This is a genomic window from Bacillus sp. RCC_6_1 (assembly GCF_041360755.1).
Classification (GTDB): Bacteria; Bacillota; Bacilli; order Bacillales; family Bacillaceae_G; genus Bacillus_A; species Bacillus_A cereus.
Genome location: NZ_JBFUPV010000011.1, coordinates 35,762 through 50,601, shown reverse-complemented (window position 1 = coordinate 50,601; position 14,840 = coordinate 35,762). Strand labels below are relative to the sequence as shown.

Here is a 14,840-nt window from a genome sequence, read left to right as displayed (position 1 = left end):
CCTTTTACAAAAGGAGTTTTTGTTTTTATGATTTCAATTCAGCACTTACAAAAAAGTTTCGGAGATAATACCGTACTAAAGCATATAGATTTAACAGTTGAGAAGGGCGAGGTTGTTGTTATTATTGGGCCGTCTGGATCTGGTAAAACGACATTCTTACGTTGTCTCAATGTATTAGAAACACCAAACGCTGGTAATATTCGTATCGGTAATAAAGAGCTTAACTTCTCTCAAAAAGTAACGAAGAAAGATATTGTTAATCTTCGTACGCAAACAGGTATGGTATTCCAGCACCATAATTTATTCCCGCATTTAACAGCACTTCAAAATGTAATGGAAGGGCTCGTTACAGTGAAAAAGATGGGGAAAGAAGAAGCAAAGAAAAAAGCACACTATTTCCTTGAAAAAGTTGGTTTAGCAGATAAAGTGGATTTATATCCGTTCCAATTATCAGGCGGACAACAACAGCGCGTTGGAATTGCGCGTGCGCTTGCGATGGAGCCGGAAGTGTTACTATTTGATGAGCCGACATCAGCGCTTGATCCTGAACTCGTTCAAGAAGTTCTGAAAGTAATGAAAGAACTTGCTAAAGAAGGCATGACGATGGTAATTGTAACGCACGAAATGCGCTTTGCACATCAAATTGCAAACCGCGTTATTTTCATGGATGGCGGTGTCGTTGTCGAACAAGGTACACCAGAAGAAGTATTTACAAATCCAAAAGAAGAACGTACGAAGAAGTTTTTACAAATGTTGCAATAAATTAAGGAAGGTCTCAAGGCATATGCCTTGAGACCTTTTTGCCATATATATTTATTTGTGGAATCCGCCAAGGCTTTGCTCAGCCATTGCAACTAGACGTTTTGTGATTTCTCCACCAACTGAACCGTTAGCGCGAGCCGTAGAATCTGCTCCTAATTGTACACCAAATTCTTGAGCGATTTCGTACTTCATTTGATCGATTGCAGCTGTTGCACCTGGTACTACTAATTGATTTGAAGAATTTTGGTTTGCCATAGGAATATATCCTCCTTAGAGTTATAAAAGTTTTTTTGGTTGGACTAGCTGGAGTTGAACCAGATTATCGCCCCGATTGGCGCTAATCCATCGGTAATTAAGTTTGTACTCATAGTATGGATGTTACCTAGAAAGATATACAAAATAATAATTTGTAAATTTTGTCAAAAAAACTTATTGATTTCGTAAATTATGAAATAAGAGTAATCGTTGTATTTTTAAGAAAACAGGCCAAACTAAGGAGGATATTAAATATAATTTTCTCATTGTAGCCTGCTACTTGTAGGCTAATTATTAGCTTCTTATTTATGATTTATTGAAATAAAAATGAAATCGGTAGCAACTTTATAGTTCTATTTTTAAGTAGGGATGGAGTGGGCACTCCTATGTCTGGATAGGTTGCTCTCTTCACTCTAAAAAAGAGAGGCTTTAAACGATAAAGTATGGAGGAATCATGATGGGGATTTGCCCGCTTTGCAACGCATTAGAATCACAAACATATTCTTGTCAAAATTGCCAAAGTATACTCCAAGATTATGGGAAGTCTGTAGATTATATAGACGATTATAGTGCCTATATGGATCAAGAATTATTAAGTGCAGTAGATGGTTTAACGCATAATAATTCAAATGAATATTGCAATCATATTTTTTATTGCGGAGTATGTAATGTGGAAACTGAGGTTGTAGTAAAACTTGTGTAAATAGAAAACTTCCACCTTATTATCTAGGTGGAAGTTTTTGTTTTTGCATTTGTGAGTGAATCATAGGAGAAGGGATACATTCGGTGTTTGATGAAGTCCCGGATTTTATTTGGGACATTTTTTCTTTTGTATCACGTAAAGAATGTTCAGTTAAGTAGATGGCATATTCGTAAAATAACTGGCGTGTCAGTTCACTTTGTTCTTTTAATTTGGCATCTTGGAATACAGTTCGCCCAGGTTTAGAGTTGGCTTCAAATAACCACGGATTTTCCTTTGTGTCTAAACCGATATCGAAACCAATCTCACCGATGTTTCCAGTTACTTGCTCGTCGAGTGCATAACTTATTTGCAGAGCTGTTTGTTTTAATTTATTTTCAATTTGAACTTGCTTCGTTGAATCTGGAAAAAGCTCTTGTAGCAACTTTGTATCACCGCCGCTATTTACATGAGTTGTTAAACTGCCTTTGCCGGCGATTTTGGCGACGATTGCACTAACTATCCAATTACCGAAATGATTTTTATTTGTATGAATGCGGAAATCAACAGGTTGACCATCAAAGCGAAGTAACGAAATACCTTGCTGTACGATAAACTTTTTTAAATCATGTCCTTTTAATACGTGGTTTAGAAGAGTTTCTAATGATTGATACTTTCTTAGTTTATTTTCTTCATTTTCGCGATAACGACAGTAGTAGCAATTCTCTGTTTGAGAATAAAATATTTGATGAATATTTCTACCGAAGCTCCCGTGTATTGGTTTCATGTACACAGATTTATACGTGCCAAGAAACCGTTCTACTTGTTCAAAATGCTGAAATGCTTCTGTGTTTGGTAATAAGGGTCTAATTGATTCGTCTTTCATAAGAAGTTGATGAACTTCCCATTTGTTGAAAAAACCTGGGTTAAACCATGGAATGGAGTAGTCTTGTTCTAACTTTCTTTTTGCTCTGACGATTGGTTTATAATTTTCCGCTTGTCGATTCGGTAATCGATCGTAAATGACGTTTGGTAAAGGGACCTTTTTCTTTATCCATTGTTTCTCTCGAAAGAAATATCCTTCAATCGTTTCTTCTTCCCAGTTTATATGTTGAACGCCAAAGACGAATACGAACGGTCGTAATGAGAATGGTGGTGTTAACAACTCACTGAGAGCAATTGAACGATTTCCTAAAGGATTAGAAGAATCATCGTTAAAGCCAGTTGTGAAAATGCCGATTAATGGTCCGAAAATAATTGTTTGGTTTTGTGTGAATGCATGAATAGTAGTTGATTGAGGTAGTAAAAGTTTATCGGCAATATGTTTTCCAATAATAATTTCGCGAGTAAAGGAATAATGAATTTTTACTTCTTCACTTGCTATATGACGTATGCCGAAGGAGAGGGATGTAATAGGTGGCGTAATAGAAAAAACGTAAGGTAAAGTAATACTATTTGGATGTTCATCTGAAATGTTTAATGTATATATATGTTCTTTCAAAATAGGTTTACCTCCTTTCATTATGGTGTAAAGCGACTGAATTTAAGTGGTCCGTGAAATATCTTTTCAGCTAATGAATCACTATGACGAATGTATTGTTCGTAAGGAGGGATCGTGTTGACATACATAAGCCAGATTGCACCTTTTTGATCCATAATTGTGGAAAGTTCTAGTTCAAATAACGAAGAATAAGACTGATCTAGTGTTTGGAATACTTCATTTATAATGTCGTGTAAAGCGTCGTGTAATAGTTGCACACCTGTACTAGATAGTACGTATTTAATTTTTGAAAATGAATGTAATGAATCATCGTCTGTTGTTGAGGGTAAAAGCTGATTAGGAAATGAGCTTTTTTGTATAAATTGACCGATAACATTCCAAGTTTGTTCTTTGTTTTTTTGCAAAATGGTTCGAATGTGCAGTGGATATGTTAATTGATTTGGTGGTTGTAGCATAGTGTGCGCTATGTAACGTGATGAACGTATGTTAGATTTACACCAAGATATAAATTCGTCTGTGCGTTTGAGTGGAATAGAAGTATGGTATTTTTCATTTACTGTATCGATCTGAAACGTTTTATTTTTGTAAGCGACTCGATATAAGTTATCTTTAGAATGTATATTAGTGGGGCGTATAATAATATCTTTAGTTTTTAACAACAGTTTGAAAATGTTTTGTATCGTCGCAATTTCAAATTTTGGTATATAAGGAGACAGTTTTTTATTAGTGAGAAATAAATCATGTAGTTCACTTGAATTAATAAGTGTGTTATTTAAAAAGGTAGTGGAAGGACGATTGTGCAAAGAGTGAATAATTGATTTTACTTTTTCAAAGTCTGTTTCCTCTTGAAAAGAATAACGATCATATATATAAGAAGGAATAGGGAATGTTTGCTTTTTCCATTTTCCTGTATCTGTATCGTAAATAAGACCAGAAACAAGGTCTGTTTTAGGATCAATACAAAATGGCGTAAACTGGGCAACGACATTATGATAAAGCCGAGCGCGTTTAGCGATTTCGGTGTAATACGTTTGCTCATAATGAAGTTTAGAAGTTAAAAGGCCGAGAACCAACGAAATCACTCCTTTACTACTATTTGCATAATAGGCGAAGCTATATATTGCAAATACGTTTTTATACCATTATACTTTTGTCCGTATGATGATATGCTATAGTTTTGGAGAAGTGAAAGGTTGATTGTAATGAATATATGGTTAAATATGTTAACGACGACAGGACTCGGAGCAATTATTGGAGGATATACGAATCATTTAGCGATAAAAATGTTATTTCGTCCTCATCGTCCTATTTATATCGGAAAGTTTCAAGTTCCATTTACACCAGGGTTAATTCCGAAGCGGCGTGATGAACTTGCTGTTCAATTAGGAAAAATGGTTGTAGAACATTTGTTAACACCAGAAGGAATCGGAAAAAAGCTAACAAATGAAGAGTTTCAAAAAGGTTTAATTCACTGGGCGCAAGTGGAAGTGGATAAAGTAATTACGAATGAACAATCACTGCGATATATGTTAGAAAAATGGAATGTAGCACATGTAGAAGAAGAAGCGACTCGAAAAATCGAACATGTGATTACAGAAAAAATTCATGCATTTTTAGCAGAGTATTATACATATACATGGGAACAGGCTTTACCTCATTCTGTACATGAAAAGATAGAGAATGCGATTCCGAATGCCTCGGCGTTTATTTTAGAGCGAGGAATTAGCTTTTTTGAAAGTGAAGAAGGGAAAGCGCGTCTTTCAAAAATGATTGATGATTTCTTTGCTTCTCGTGGAACGCTACTTAACTTAGTTGGGATGTTTTTAGGAAATGTAAGTGTTGTGGATCGTGTGCAGCCAGAAGTTATTAAGTTTTTAGGGCAAGATGCTACAAAGCAGCTTTTAACTGACGTACTGCAAAAAGAGTGGGAAAAGTTAAAAGGAAGAGATGTAAAAGAATTAGAAGCATTTGTAGAGAAAGAAATGATTGTAAGCTCCGTGCTGTCAGCAGTTAAAGTAGAGGAAACAGTGAGTAAGTTTTTAAATCAATCTGTTCAGCAAGTATGTGAACCAGTTCGAGAAACAATTATTGAAAAAGTGGTTCCAAGTGTAGTAACGAAAGGCTTAAAGTGGGGAACAGAAAACGTAGAGAGTATACTAAACAATCTACACCTTGCGGAAATTGTCCAGCAAGAAGTGTCTACATTCTCAACAGAAAGATTAGAAGACTTAGTTCTGTCTATTACGAAAAATGAATTAAAAATGATTACGTATTTAGGAGCGTTATTAGGCGGAATGATCGGGCTCGTACAAGGATTGTTACTATTGTTTCTTAGATAATAAGGTGAGTACATAGAAATAAAAGTGAAATTTCTTCACATCTCTTGCATAGTTTGATATGGTAAGAAGAGGTGCGTATGTAAATGCACTGAAAAGGCAGTGCGTATGAAAAGCGCTAGCCTTCTAAAGGAGGAAAAATAAAATGACAAAGAACATTCATGATGTTGCATATGAATTACAAAAAGCAATCGCTGAAAACGATGACTTCAAAACTTTAAAAGAGAGCTACGCAGCAGTTCAAGCTGACACAGCTTCAAAGAACTTATTCGATGAGTTCCGTACAATGCAACTTAGCCTACAACAAAAAATGATGCAAGGCCAAGAAATCACTGAAGAAGACAACCAACAAGCACAAGAAGTTGTAGCTCGCATTCAACAAGATGCTAAAATTACAAAATTAATGGAAACTGAGCAACGCCTAAACGTTGTAATCGGTGACGTTAACAAAATTATCATGAAGCCACTTGAAGAATTATATAGCGCGCAACAACAAGCGTAATAGTGGAAGACGCTCCTAGGGGAGCGTCTTTTTTGTTTAGGGAATTTAATAGTTATATCACAAAAACTCCGTTTCAAAATAGCCATTTCTTATTGATTATTTTGAAAGGGATATGTAACACATCGGTTAATTTTTTTTATTGCTGTTAATTGAAGTTTTAATATTTTTATCGTTCAAAAACTTTTCAATCTCTTTTTGTTTCCTCCCATTTATTTTCTCAAAGCGCTTTGTAAAAGAAAAATTGGCCTTGAATAAGTTACCATCTTGGGCGAGTTTGTCTAATTCTTGATCTAGCTCTACGAAAATATCCGTAGATGATGACATAAATTCATAGATTTCTTTTGAAGGTTTTTTATAATCATTAGGTAAATTATTATTACTAATAAACTCATGGAAATTCATATCGTTTTGCTTCGCTAAATCAATTAGTTTTTGTAATTTTTCTCGGTCAGATTCTGTGAAACTCTTATCAGAATTTGTTGAAGCGAGAGGGATAATATTTTCAGATAACTCCCAACTATAATCTATATAATTTTTTATATTTTGTTTCATTTCGTCTTCATTAATAGTTTCATTTTTCTTTGAGGAACTAAATATATTTTCTGGAACTTTAATAGTAACATCGTTATCTTCCTTAGGTTGTGCACTGCTTGAACAAGCTGATAGAAATAAAATTGTAAGTAACATGAGTGGATATAAAATATACTTTTTCATAGTAATCTCCTTTTACATTCATTAGTATCTTTGTAAAATAGCTAAATTCCATTTTAAATACTTAACCAAAAGTGAGTATATATGTTTTATCATTTGATAACATATGACGGATATTAGTAAGCCGATGCAAAAAGCTATGAATACATTGTAAACATCAGAATAACTGATTTGATGAAACCCTTTAAAGAATCCTAACCCTATTAATAATATAGGTGAAATAATTAATAACGGTGTAGCAATTATAAGTGCTAGAAGAAGTGGTAATAGAAAGAGTAATACGAAAAAGGCGATAATGATAAATATAAAGTTTAAAACACTTAAGCTCATAACAGAAAACAGTGCTGTCATAATGTTTTTTAGGCTGCGCCTATTGTCAGCGTTGCTTATTGCATATGAAACGTTAAGTTCTTTAGCGATAGTTTTAGGGTTTCCTAGTTTTTTAGAAATTTCCTCTTCAGATATTCCATCTTGTTTACCACTAATAAAATGAGTTTCGTACTCCGAGATAATATCTTCCTTTTCTGAATTAGGCATATTCTGCAGAGAGGAACTAAGTTGCTCTAAAAATTCACTTTTGTTCATAACAATCACTTTCCTTTATAAAATGATGAATTATGGCTGAAAATCCTATCTTTTTTCTAAACAGCACACACAATCTATATTTACTTTTTGAAAGGCGATATACTAATCGTGAATAAAATTCCAAATAATGGTTATTCTGTTATTTACAAATATATCACTTACTATTATTCTTTGCAAGGTACTATAAAATCGTTAATAATATAAATAGATGGAAGTGTTTTTGTGCATTTTTAGGAGAAATATAAAAATGTTATTTTAAGATAAACAAAAGGTTGTAAGCGCATTCTTTGAATCTTGTCAAAATAATGTCGAATTCATATTGTTGGAAAAATAATGCATTTGTAATATAATGATAAATGATACTTCACCACATTAATTAACTAGGTGAAATTAAAAATCTTTATTACACACATTATGAAATAAAGGGATGATTAGTTTTGAGTACAGGTGTAAAAGCAAACGACGTGAAGACAAAAACAAAAGGAGCAGATCTTGTTGTTGATTGTTTAATTAAACAAGGTGTTACACATGTTTTCGGTATTCCAGGAGCAAAGATTGACTCTGTATTTGATGTATTGCAAGAAAGAGGACCAGAGTTAATTGTTTGTCGTCATGAACAAAATGCAGCATTTATGGCAGCTGCTATTGGTAGATTAACAGGGAAACCGGGCGTATGTCTTGTAACTTCAGGACCAGGGACATCAAATTTAGCGACAGGTCTTGTTACTGCGAATGCGGAGAGTGATCCCGTTGTTGCTTTAGCTGGTGCAGTACCGCGTACGGATCGATTAAAACGTACGCATCAATCTATGGATAATGCTGCACTATTCGAACCAATCACAAAATATAGCGTAGAAGTAGAGCATCCTGATAATGTGCCAGAAGCACTTAGTAATGCATTTCGAAGTGCGACTTCCACAAATCCGGGAGCTACTTTAGTAAGTCTTCCGCAAGACGTTATGACTGCGGAAACAACTGTAGAGTCTATCGGTGCGCTTTCTAAGCCACAGCTTGGAATCGCTCCCACAAATGATATTACATATGTAGTAGAAAAAATAAAATCAGCGAAATTACCAGTTATTTTACTCGGTATGAGAGCGAGCACAAATGAAGTGACGAAAGCTGTTCGTAAATTAATTGCGGATACAGAACTTCCTGTCGTTGAAACATATCAAGCAGCTGGTGCGATTTCACGTGAGTTAGAAGATCATTTCTTCGGCCGCGTTGGATTATTCCGTAACCAACCAGGTGATATTTTACTAGAAGAAGCAGACCTTGTTATTTCTATCGGTTATGATCCAATCGAGTATGATCCAAAGTTCTGGAATAAACTTGGCGACAGAACGATTATTCATCTTGACGACCATCAAGCAGATATCGACCATGATTACCAACCAGAGCGTGAATTAATTGGTGATATTGCCTTAACGGTAAATAGCATCGCGGAGAAATTACCGAAACTTGTATTAAGTACGAAATCAGAAGCGGTATTAGAACGATTACGCGCAAAATTATCAGAACAAGCAGAAGTTCCAAATCGTCCTTCAGAAGGTGTTACGCATCCACTTCAAGTGATTCGTACACTTCGTTCTTTAATTAGTGACGATACAACCGTTACATGTGACATCGGTTCCCATTCTATTTGGATGGCGAGATGTTTCCGTTCTTATGAACCACGTAGATTATTATTTAGTAACGGTATGCAAACGTTAGGTGTTGCACTTCCTTGGGCAATCGCAGCGACTTTAGTAGAACCAGGTAAAAAAGTAGTTTCCGTATCAGGTGACGGTGGTTTCTTATTCTCAGCGATGGAGTTAGAAACGGCAGTACGTTTAAATTCTCCAATCGTCCATCTTGTTTGGAGAGACGGCACATATGATATGGTTGCATTCCAACAAATGATGAAATACGGCAGAACATCCGCTACAGAGTTTGGCGATGTTGATCTTGTGAAATATGCGGAAAGTTTCGGGGCGTTAGGTCTTCGTGTTAACACGCCTGATGAATTAGAAGGGGTATTAAAAGAAGCATTAGCAGCAGACGGCCCTGTCATTATTGATATTCCAATTGACTATCGTGACAACATTAAATTAAGCGAAAAATTATTACCAAACCAATTAAACTAATGGAGGCAGATTTGAGATGACTGTTGCGCAATTAATTGATATTGATGCAAAAAAAACGAAAATGAGTAATGAAGTATATCAAACATCTACAATGCTTGCGCTATTAGATGGTATATATGATGGTGTAATTAGCTTTGAAGATTTGAAAAAACATGGTGATTTTGGCATCGGCACATTTGATCAATTAGACGGTGAAATGATTGCATTTGATAATGAATTTTATCATTTACGTTCAGACGGTTCAGCGGAAAAAGTAGAGCCAGAAGAAACAACGCCATTTGCAACTGTAACGTTTTTTGAAAAAGAAATGAGTTATACGGTAGAGCGTCCGATGAATCGTGAAGAAGTTGAAGCGTTATTACATGAATTAATGCCAAGTAAAAACTTATTTTACGCTACTCGAATGGACGGTACGTTCCGTGAAGTAAGGACGAGAACTGTTCCAAGACAAGAAAAACCGTATACACCGCTCGTTGAAGTGACGAAATCACAGCCAATCTTTTCATTTGAAAATACAGAAGGTACGCTTGCTGGATTTTGGACACCAGATTACGCACAAGGTATTGGGGTAGCTGGATTCCACTTACATTACATTGATGATGAAAGAAGCGGAGGCGGACATGTTTTCGACTATGTTGTAGAAAACTGCACGATCCAAATTTGTCAAAAAGCTCATATGCATTTAGCACTTCCAGAAACAGCAGATTTTATGGCGGCTGAATTATCAAGAGAAAACTTAGAGGATAATATTGCAACTGCGGAAGGTGCAGAGTAAAAGGAGAAGACTGTTCCACTTTGGAACAGTCTTCTTTTATTTGTCGGTAAGTCGATATCGTTTATTTCTTTGAAACAAACGGATGCCCCTCATAATAAAAACGCCACGGATAATGTGCAGCTTCTTCTGCATAGTCGATGTTAATACGAGGTCCCGCTGTTATTTTATATTGTGATGATATGTGTTCTTCTTTTGGAACTAATTCAATATGTAACGTATCACTTTGTAACGATACACCGCGTTCTTCTAAAGTAATTCCGAGGGCACGGCATAGTTTGCCAGGACCGTTCGTTAAATTTTTGTACTGCGCTTTTGTAATTTCGCTCTTATTGTAGCGCGCTAGTTTTATTTCTTCTATTCCATCTACCGGCTCAAGAGCTCGAATGAGAACACCTTGCGGGGTGCCCACTGGCGCTGTAATAACGTTAAAGCAATGATACATACCGTAAATTAAATATACGTAAGCATGCCCTGGTGCACCAAACATAACTTCTGTGCGATCTGTTCGTCTGCCTCCGTAACTATGTGCGGCCTTATCATCTGGGCCTTTATATGCTTCTACTTCTACAATGATTCCGCTTCGCTTTATTCCGTCTACAATATGAACAAGTTTTTGCCCGAGTAATTTTTTTGCGACTTCTAACGTATCGCCTTCATAAAAGGAAGGAGGTGCCTGCATTGTACTATCTCCTTTACTAAGTGTATATGTATATAGTAAACCAAATTTTCAGTAGTAATTCTAACTCGTTCTATTTATCGGGTTTATTTCATAAATTATGGATAGAGTACAACAGCGAAGAGGGGGAGTGCGACATGATTTATCGCTTACTAGCTCTTAATATAGATGGGACACTACTATACAACAATGGAAAAATTGCAAAAGGATTAAGAGAAACAATTGAATTTGTGAAAAGAAAAGATGTATACGTTACGTTATTTACGAGTCGTAATTTTCAATCCGCTCATAAAGTAGCAAAGGCGTTAAAATTAGATTCTATATTAGTGACACATGGTGGTGCTTTCGTTTCAGCAACGTTAGATAAGCCGTACGTTCAAAGAAGATTATCTGAAGAGAAGACTTTTAACATTGTGCAAGTGTTAGAGCACTTTGATTGTAACGTACGTATTTCTCATGAACGGTTTTCAATCGGAAATCGTGAGAGAAATACACCAAACTTAATTGCGCGCACTGTATTATCAAGTGCAGACCCGTTATTTTATCCAGTTCAATTTGTAGATTCGTTAGGTGACGCGCTTCGTGACCATCCGGTAGCGGCGCCAAAAATTGATGTTCTTTTCCAAACTAAAGGTGAAAAAGAACGCGGGCTAAATACATTAAGAAAAGCGTTCCAAGATGTAGAGTATGTTGAATGTGATTCAAAACGAATAGAAATTTTACCGCAAAATGTATCAAAATTACGTGGATTACAATTGCTTGGAGAGCATTTAAATATTTCGCTAAATGAAATGGTTGCGATTGGAGATAGTATGGAAGATTTAGAGGTTATTGAAAACGTGGGACTTGGGGTAGCGATGGGGAACTCGCCTGTAGAATTAAAGCAAGCAGCAGATTGGATTACACGTTCAAATAGCGAAAACGGTGTAGAGTATATGATTAAAGAGCATTTCCGTAAGCAATTCCCGCTTCCGTTTTTGAAGAATCATAAAAATACACCGAAACGATGAAAGAAAAACGTAGCTTTTTGGCTACGTTTTTTTGTTTATCTTATTAAAAACAGTGAAAGCGTTTTAAAATATGAATTGTGTATGAAATCTATACAATTCACTTGAATCCTTTAGAAAACTAATGTAAAGTGGATGATGTTGCCAAAACAGTTACACCACATGAAATATTCTTCAGATTAATTTTATTGGGCTCCCATACGTAAAAGTATTTCCGCATGACAGTTTAGTTCACGTATTATTTCAAAAATGAATTGTAGCAATCTTATTAAGTAGTTGTAGTGTTTCTTTGTTTTATTTAAATGGATTATTTTAAGTTAATGTGAGTAAGGTTTGGTACATATGATATGTACTTCTTTTTGTGGTTTTAGGAAGTTTAAAAGGGGGAATGAATTTCTTGAGGAAATCATTTAATCAAAAAATTAAAAAGTTAAGTAGTAGTTTAATAGTTGTATTACTAATATGTATGAATTTTTTAATCCATTTACCATTTAAAGCAGAGGCAGCTACAACAGAATTAAAAGGTTTAGGTGATGTATCTTATTACAACGCCATCATTTTTGGAGATCATAGTGCAACGAGTGCGGATATTGAAGGTGCGATGGCTGTTCAGAAAAATATGAACGCATCAAGTTATACAGTCGTAGCGGCTGCAACTGGAGCAAATAACTTAGCTGGAGCAACTTGGGTAGATGAAGGATATCCATCATTATTACTAGGCGGTCAATTTACGAAAGCGGGAGCAGGACAAGTAATTATTCAAGATGGAACAGTGGCGATGACAAAAGACGGTGACCCAGATGGCGCAATGAAAACATCATATGACCGTATCTCTTATAAAGAGCAAGCGGAGATTGATGCTAAGTTTAAAGAATTTAGAAAAGACGTTGATGGTGTAATCGGGGATGCAAGTAAACTACAGACTGATAAGCCAAAACCTAATATGAGCTTTGGCATCGGTGAAGATGTAAATAACCCTAATATTTATGTCTCTTCAGGCCAAACTGGAAAGAAAACATTTGATGTAAAAGACGTTTTTCTTCCGAATGTAGAGAATAAAGACTTTATTGTTATTTATTCAGATGCAGAAGAAGTGAGTTTTGGTGGCGGTGCAATTTTGTATGATACAAGAAATACTGGGATGGCGACGGATTTAATTAATACATCTCAAGCATACGATCCTAATTCATCTTTTACTGAGTTAGCTAGTAAGGTAATTTGGGTATTTCCTAATGCTACAAAGATAACAACTAAAGGTTATGGTGTAGTAGGTAGTGTGTTTGCACCTAATGCAGTTGTAGAAACAAAAGGTGGTTCTATTAATGGACAAGCCTATGTTGGAGGATTACACCAAAGAGATGGTTTTGAGGTTCATAACTTTAAATTTAACTGGCCAAAGTGGAATAAGCCAGCAACTGAAAAAGGACATTTACAAATTAAAAAAGTTGATGAAAACGATGAAAACATTGTTTTAAAAGACGCAAAATTTGATGTTATAGACAAAGATAATAACGTTGTGGCTACTGTTACAACAAACGAAAAGGGTATTGCGGAAGTTAAAGATTTACCACTTGGTGACTATTTTGTAAAAGAAATAAATGCACCAGAAGGATATATAAAAGTTGATACACCAGTCAAAGTAACAATTGATAATACAAACGTAATTGAACTTGTTATGAAGAATACGAGAAAAGTAGAGAATGGCCAATTTAAATTATTGAAAAAAGATAGTGAATCTGGTCAACTTCTACCAGGTGCAAAATTTGATGTTATCGATAAAGATGGGAAAGTTGTGGAAACAATTGTTACAGATGATAAAGGTGAAGCCTTATCGAAACAACTTCCAGTTGGAAGCTATACATTAAAAGAAGTAGAAGCACCGAAAGGATATGAATTATCATCTAGTTCAGTTTCTGTTGATGTAGAGGCTAATAAAGTAGTGACTGTAGATGTGGTGAATAAAAAGATCTCCGAAAAAGTAACGGGTCAATTTGAAATCGTGAAAGTAGATGCGGAAGATAAAACGAAAGTATTATCAGATGCAGAATTCGAAGTGTATAAAGATGGTAAAAAAGTAGATACGTTACGAACAGATAAAACTGGTAAAGTAGTTTCACAGAAATTAGAACCAGGAAAGTATACATTAAAAGAAACGAAAGCACCACAAGGATATAAATTGTTAAAAGAAGAAATTGAAGTCGTTGTGGAAGCAAGCAAGTTAGTAGAAGTACAAATAGAAAATGCGAAAGAACTAGGAAGCTTACAAGTAATCAAAAAGGATGCAGAGAGTGGAACAGTTCTAGCAGGTGCAGAATTTAAATTAAAGAACGAAGCTGGTCAAGTAGTTGGAGAAGCGAAAACAACGAATAAAGAAGGTGTTGTGAAATTCGAAAACTTAGTGCCAGGAAAGTACACGTTAGAGGAAACAAAAGCGCCAGAAGGTTATAAGGCGTTAGAAGTAACAGTAGAAGTAAACGTTGTAGCGAACGAAGTAGTAAAACAAGAAGTTACGAATGAAAAAGTGAAAGAAGAAATTACAGGTCAATTAGAAATTACAAAGGTAGACGCTAATAATACAAATAAAATATTAGCAGGCGCAGTGTTTGAAATTTGGAAAGACGGAACAAAAATCGACACATTAACAACAAACAAGAGCGGTAAAGCGACTTCTAAGAAGTTAGAACCAGGAGATTACACTTTAAAAGAAATCCAAGCGCCAGAAGGATATACTTTATCTGATAAGGAAATGAAATTTACGATTTCTAATGAAAAAATTGAAGTTGTAAAGCTTCAAATTACAAATAAAAAAGATACAGAAAAAGGTCCGGAAAAACCAGGTGAAGGAACAGAAAAACCAGGTGAAGGAACAGAAAAACCAGGTGAAGGAACAGAAAAACCAGGTGAAGGAACAGAAAAACCAGGTGA

At 35.3% G+C, this 14,840-nt stretch carries 14 protein-coding genes; 8 read left to right on the top strand and 6 right to left on the bottom strand.

What is annotated here, in order from left to right:
• Nucleotides 1–27: 27 nt before the first annotated feature.
• A complete protein-coding gene (locus tag AB6801_RS23645; protein ID WP_000623608.1) occupies nucleotides 28–762 on the top strand; it encodes an amino acid ABC transporter ATP-binding protein in 735 nt (244 codons plus the stop codon).
• A gap of 51 nt (nucleotides 763–813) precedes the next feature.
• On the opposite strand, the gene sasP is transcribed toward AB6801_RS23645, so the two are convergent.
• Nucleotides 814–1,017, bottom strand: a complete 204-nt coding sequence (gene sasP / locus AB6801_RS23640) for a small acid-soluble spore protein, SasP family (RefSeq protein ID WP_000013338.1) — start codon at nucleotides 1,015–1,017, stop codon at nucleotides 814–816.
• A gap of 457 nt (nucleotides 1,018–1,474) precedes the next feature.
• Here sasP and AB6801_RS23635 point away from each other — a divergent pair, with 457 nt between their 5' ends.
• Entirely contained in the window at nucleotides 1,475–1,720 is a 246-nt protein-coding gene (locus tag AB6801_RS23635; RefSeq protein ID WP_000510474.1) for a hypothetical protein, read from the top strand.
• A 19-nt stretch (nucleotides 1,721–1,739) separates the two neighbouring features.
• Here AB6801_RS23635 and AB6801_RS23630 read toward each other — a convergent pair whose 3' ends face one another.
• The gene (locus AB6801_RS23630) at nucleotides 1,740–3,197 is read right to left on the bottom strand and encodes a YheC/YheD family endospore coat-associated protein (RefSeq protein ID WP_048567846.1); all 1,458 of its coding nucleotides are present in this window, start codon (nucleotides 3,195–3,197) and stop codon (nucleotides 1,740–1,742) included.
• A gap of 20 nt (nucleotides 3,198–3,217) precedes the next feature.
• Complete coding sequence (locus AB6801_RS23625) at nucleotides 3,218–4,270, bottom strand: YheC/YheD family endospore coat-associated protein (protein WP_000242814.1); 1,053 nt, start codon at nucleotides 4,268–4,270, stop codon at nucleotides 3,218–3,220.
• Nucleotides 4,271–4,399: 129 nt separating this feature from the next.
• Here AB6801_RS23625 and AB6801_RS23620 point away from each other — a divergent pair, with 129 nt between their 5' ends.
• Both AB6801_RS23620 and AB6801_RS23615 read left to right on the top strand, forming a co-directional pair.
• Nucleotides 4,400–5,536: a DUF445 domain-containing protein gene (locus tag AB6801_RS23620; RefSeq protein ID WP_135238610.1), complete on the top strand. Its 1,137-nt coding sequence runs from the start codon at nucleotides 4,400–4,402 to the stop codon at nucleotides 5,534–5,536.
• Nucleotides 5,537–5,678: 142 nt separating this feature from the next.
• Entirely contained in the window at nucleotides 5,679–6,035 is a 357-nt protein-coding gene (locus tag AB6801_RS23615) for a YlbF/YmcA family competence regulator (RefSeq protein WP_000164610.1), read from the top strand.
• Between the two features lie 126 nt (nucleotides 6,036–6,161).
• On the opposite strand, the gene AB6801_RS23610 is transcribed toward AB6801_RS23615, so the two are convergent.
• Nucleotides 6,162–6,749, bottom strand: coding sequence for an NDxxF motif lipoprotein (locus AB6801_RS23610; protein ID WP_097998856.1), 588 nt, complete (start codon nucleotides 6,747–6,749; stop codon nucleotides 6,162–6,164).
• 21 nt (nucleotides 6,750–6,770) lie between these two features.
• Nucleotides 6,771–7,331 (bottom strand): HAAS signaling domain-containing protein, encoded by a 561-nt coding sequence (locus AB6801_RS23605; RefSeq protein WP_097998855.1) that lies wholly within the window; start codon nucleotides 7,329–7,331, stop codon nucleotides 6,771–6,773.
• A gap of 437 nt (nucleotides 7,332–7,768) precedes the next feature.
• Between AB6801_RS23605 and alsS the strand changes: the two genes are divergently transcribed.
• Entirely contained in the window at nucleotides 7,769–9,457 is a 1,689-nt protein-coding gene (gene alsS, locus AB6801_RS23600; protein WP_086391569.1) for an acetolactate synthase AlsS, read from the top strand.
• Between the two features lie 16 nt (nucleotides 9,458–9,473).
• Nucleotides 9,474–10,232, top strand: a complete 759-nt coding sequence (gene alsD, locus AB6801_RS23595; RefSeq protein WP_097998854.1) for an alpha-acetolactate decarboxylase — start codon at nucleotides 9,474–9,476, stop codon at nucleotides 10,230–10,232.
• Between the two features lie 61 nt (nucleotides 10,233–10,293).
• Here alsD and AB6801_RS23590 read toward each other — a convergent pair whose 3' ends face one another.
• Entirely contained in the window at nucleotides 10,294–10,911 is a 618-nt protein-coding gene (locus AB6801_RS23590) for a DNA-3-methyladenine glycosylase (RefSeq protein ID WP_097998853.1), read from the bottom strand.
• Between the two features lie 134 nt (nucleotides 10,912–11,045).
• Between AB6801_RS23590 and AB6801_RS23585 the strand changes: the two genes are divergently transcribed.
• Nucleotides 11,046–11,918 carry a Cof-type HAD-IIB family hydrolase gene (locus AB6801_RS23585; protein ID WP_000640431.1) on the top strand — a complete coding sequence of 291 codons (873 nt, stop codon included), beginning with the start codon at nucleotides 11,046–11,048 and terminating at the stop codon, nucleotides 11,916–11,918.
• Between the two features lie 385 nt (nucleotides 11,919–12,303).
• A partial coding sequence (locus tag AB6801_RS23580) for an MSCRAMM family protein (RefSeq protein ID WP_370941183.1) occupies nucleotides 12,304–14,840 on the top strand: 2,537 nt, incomplete at its 3' end.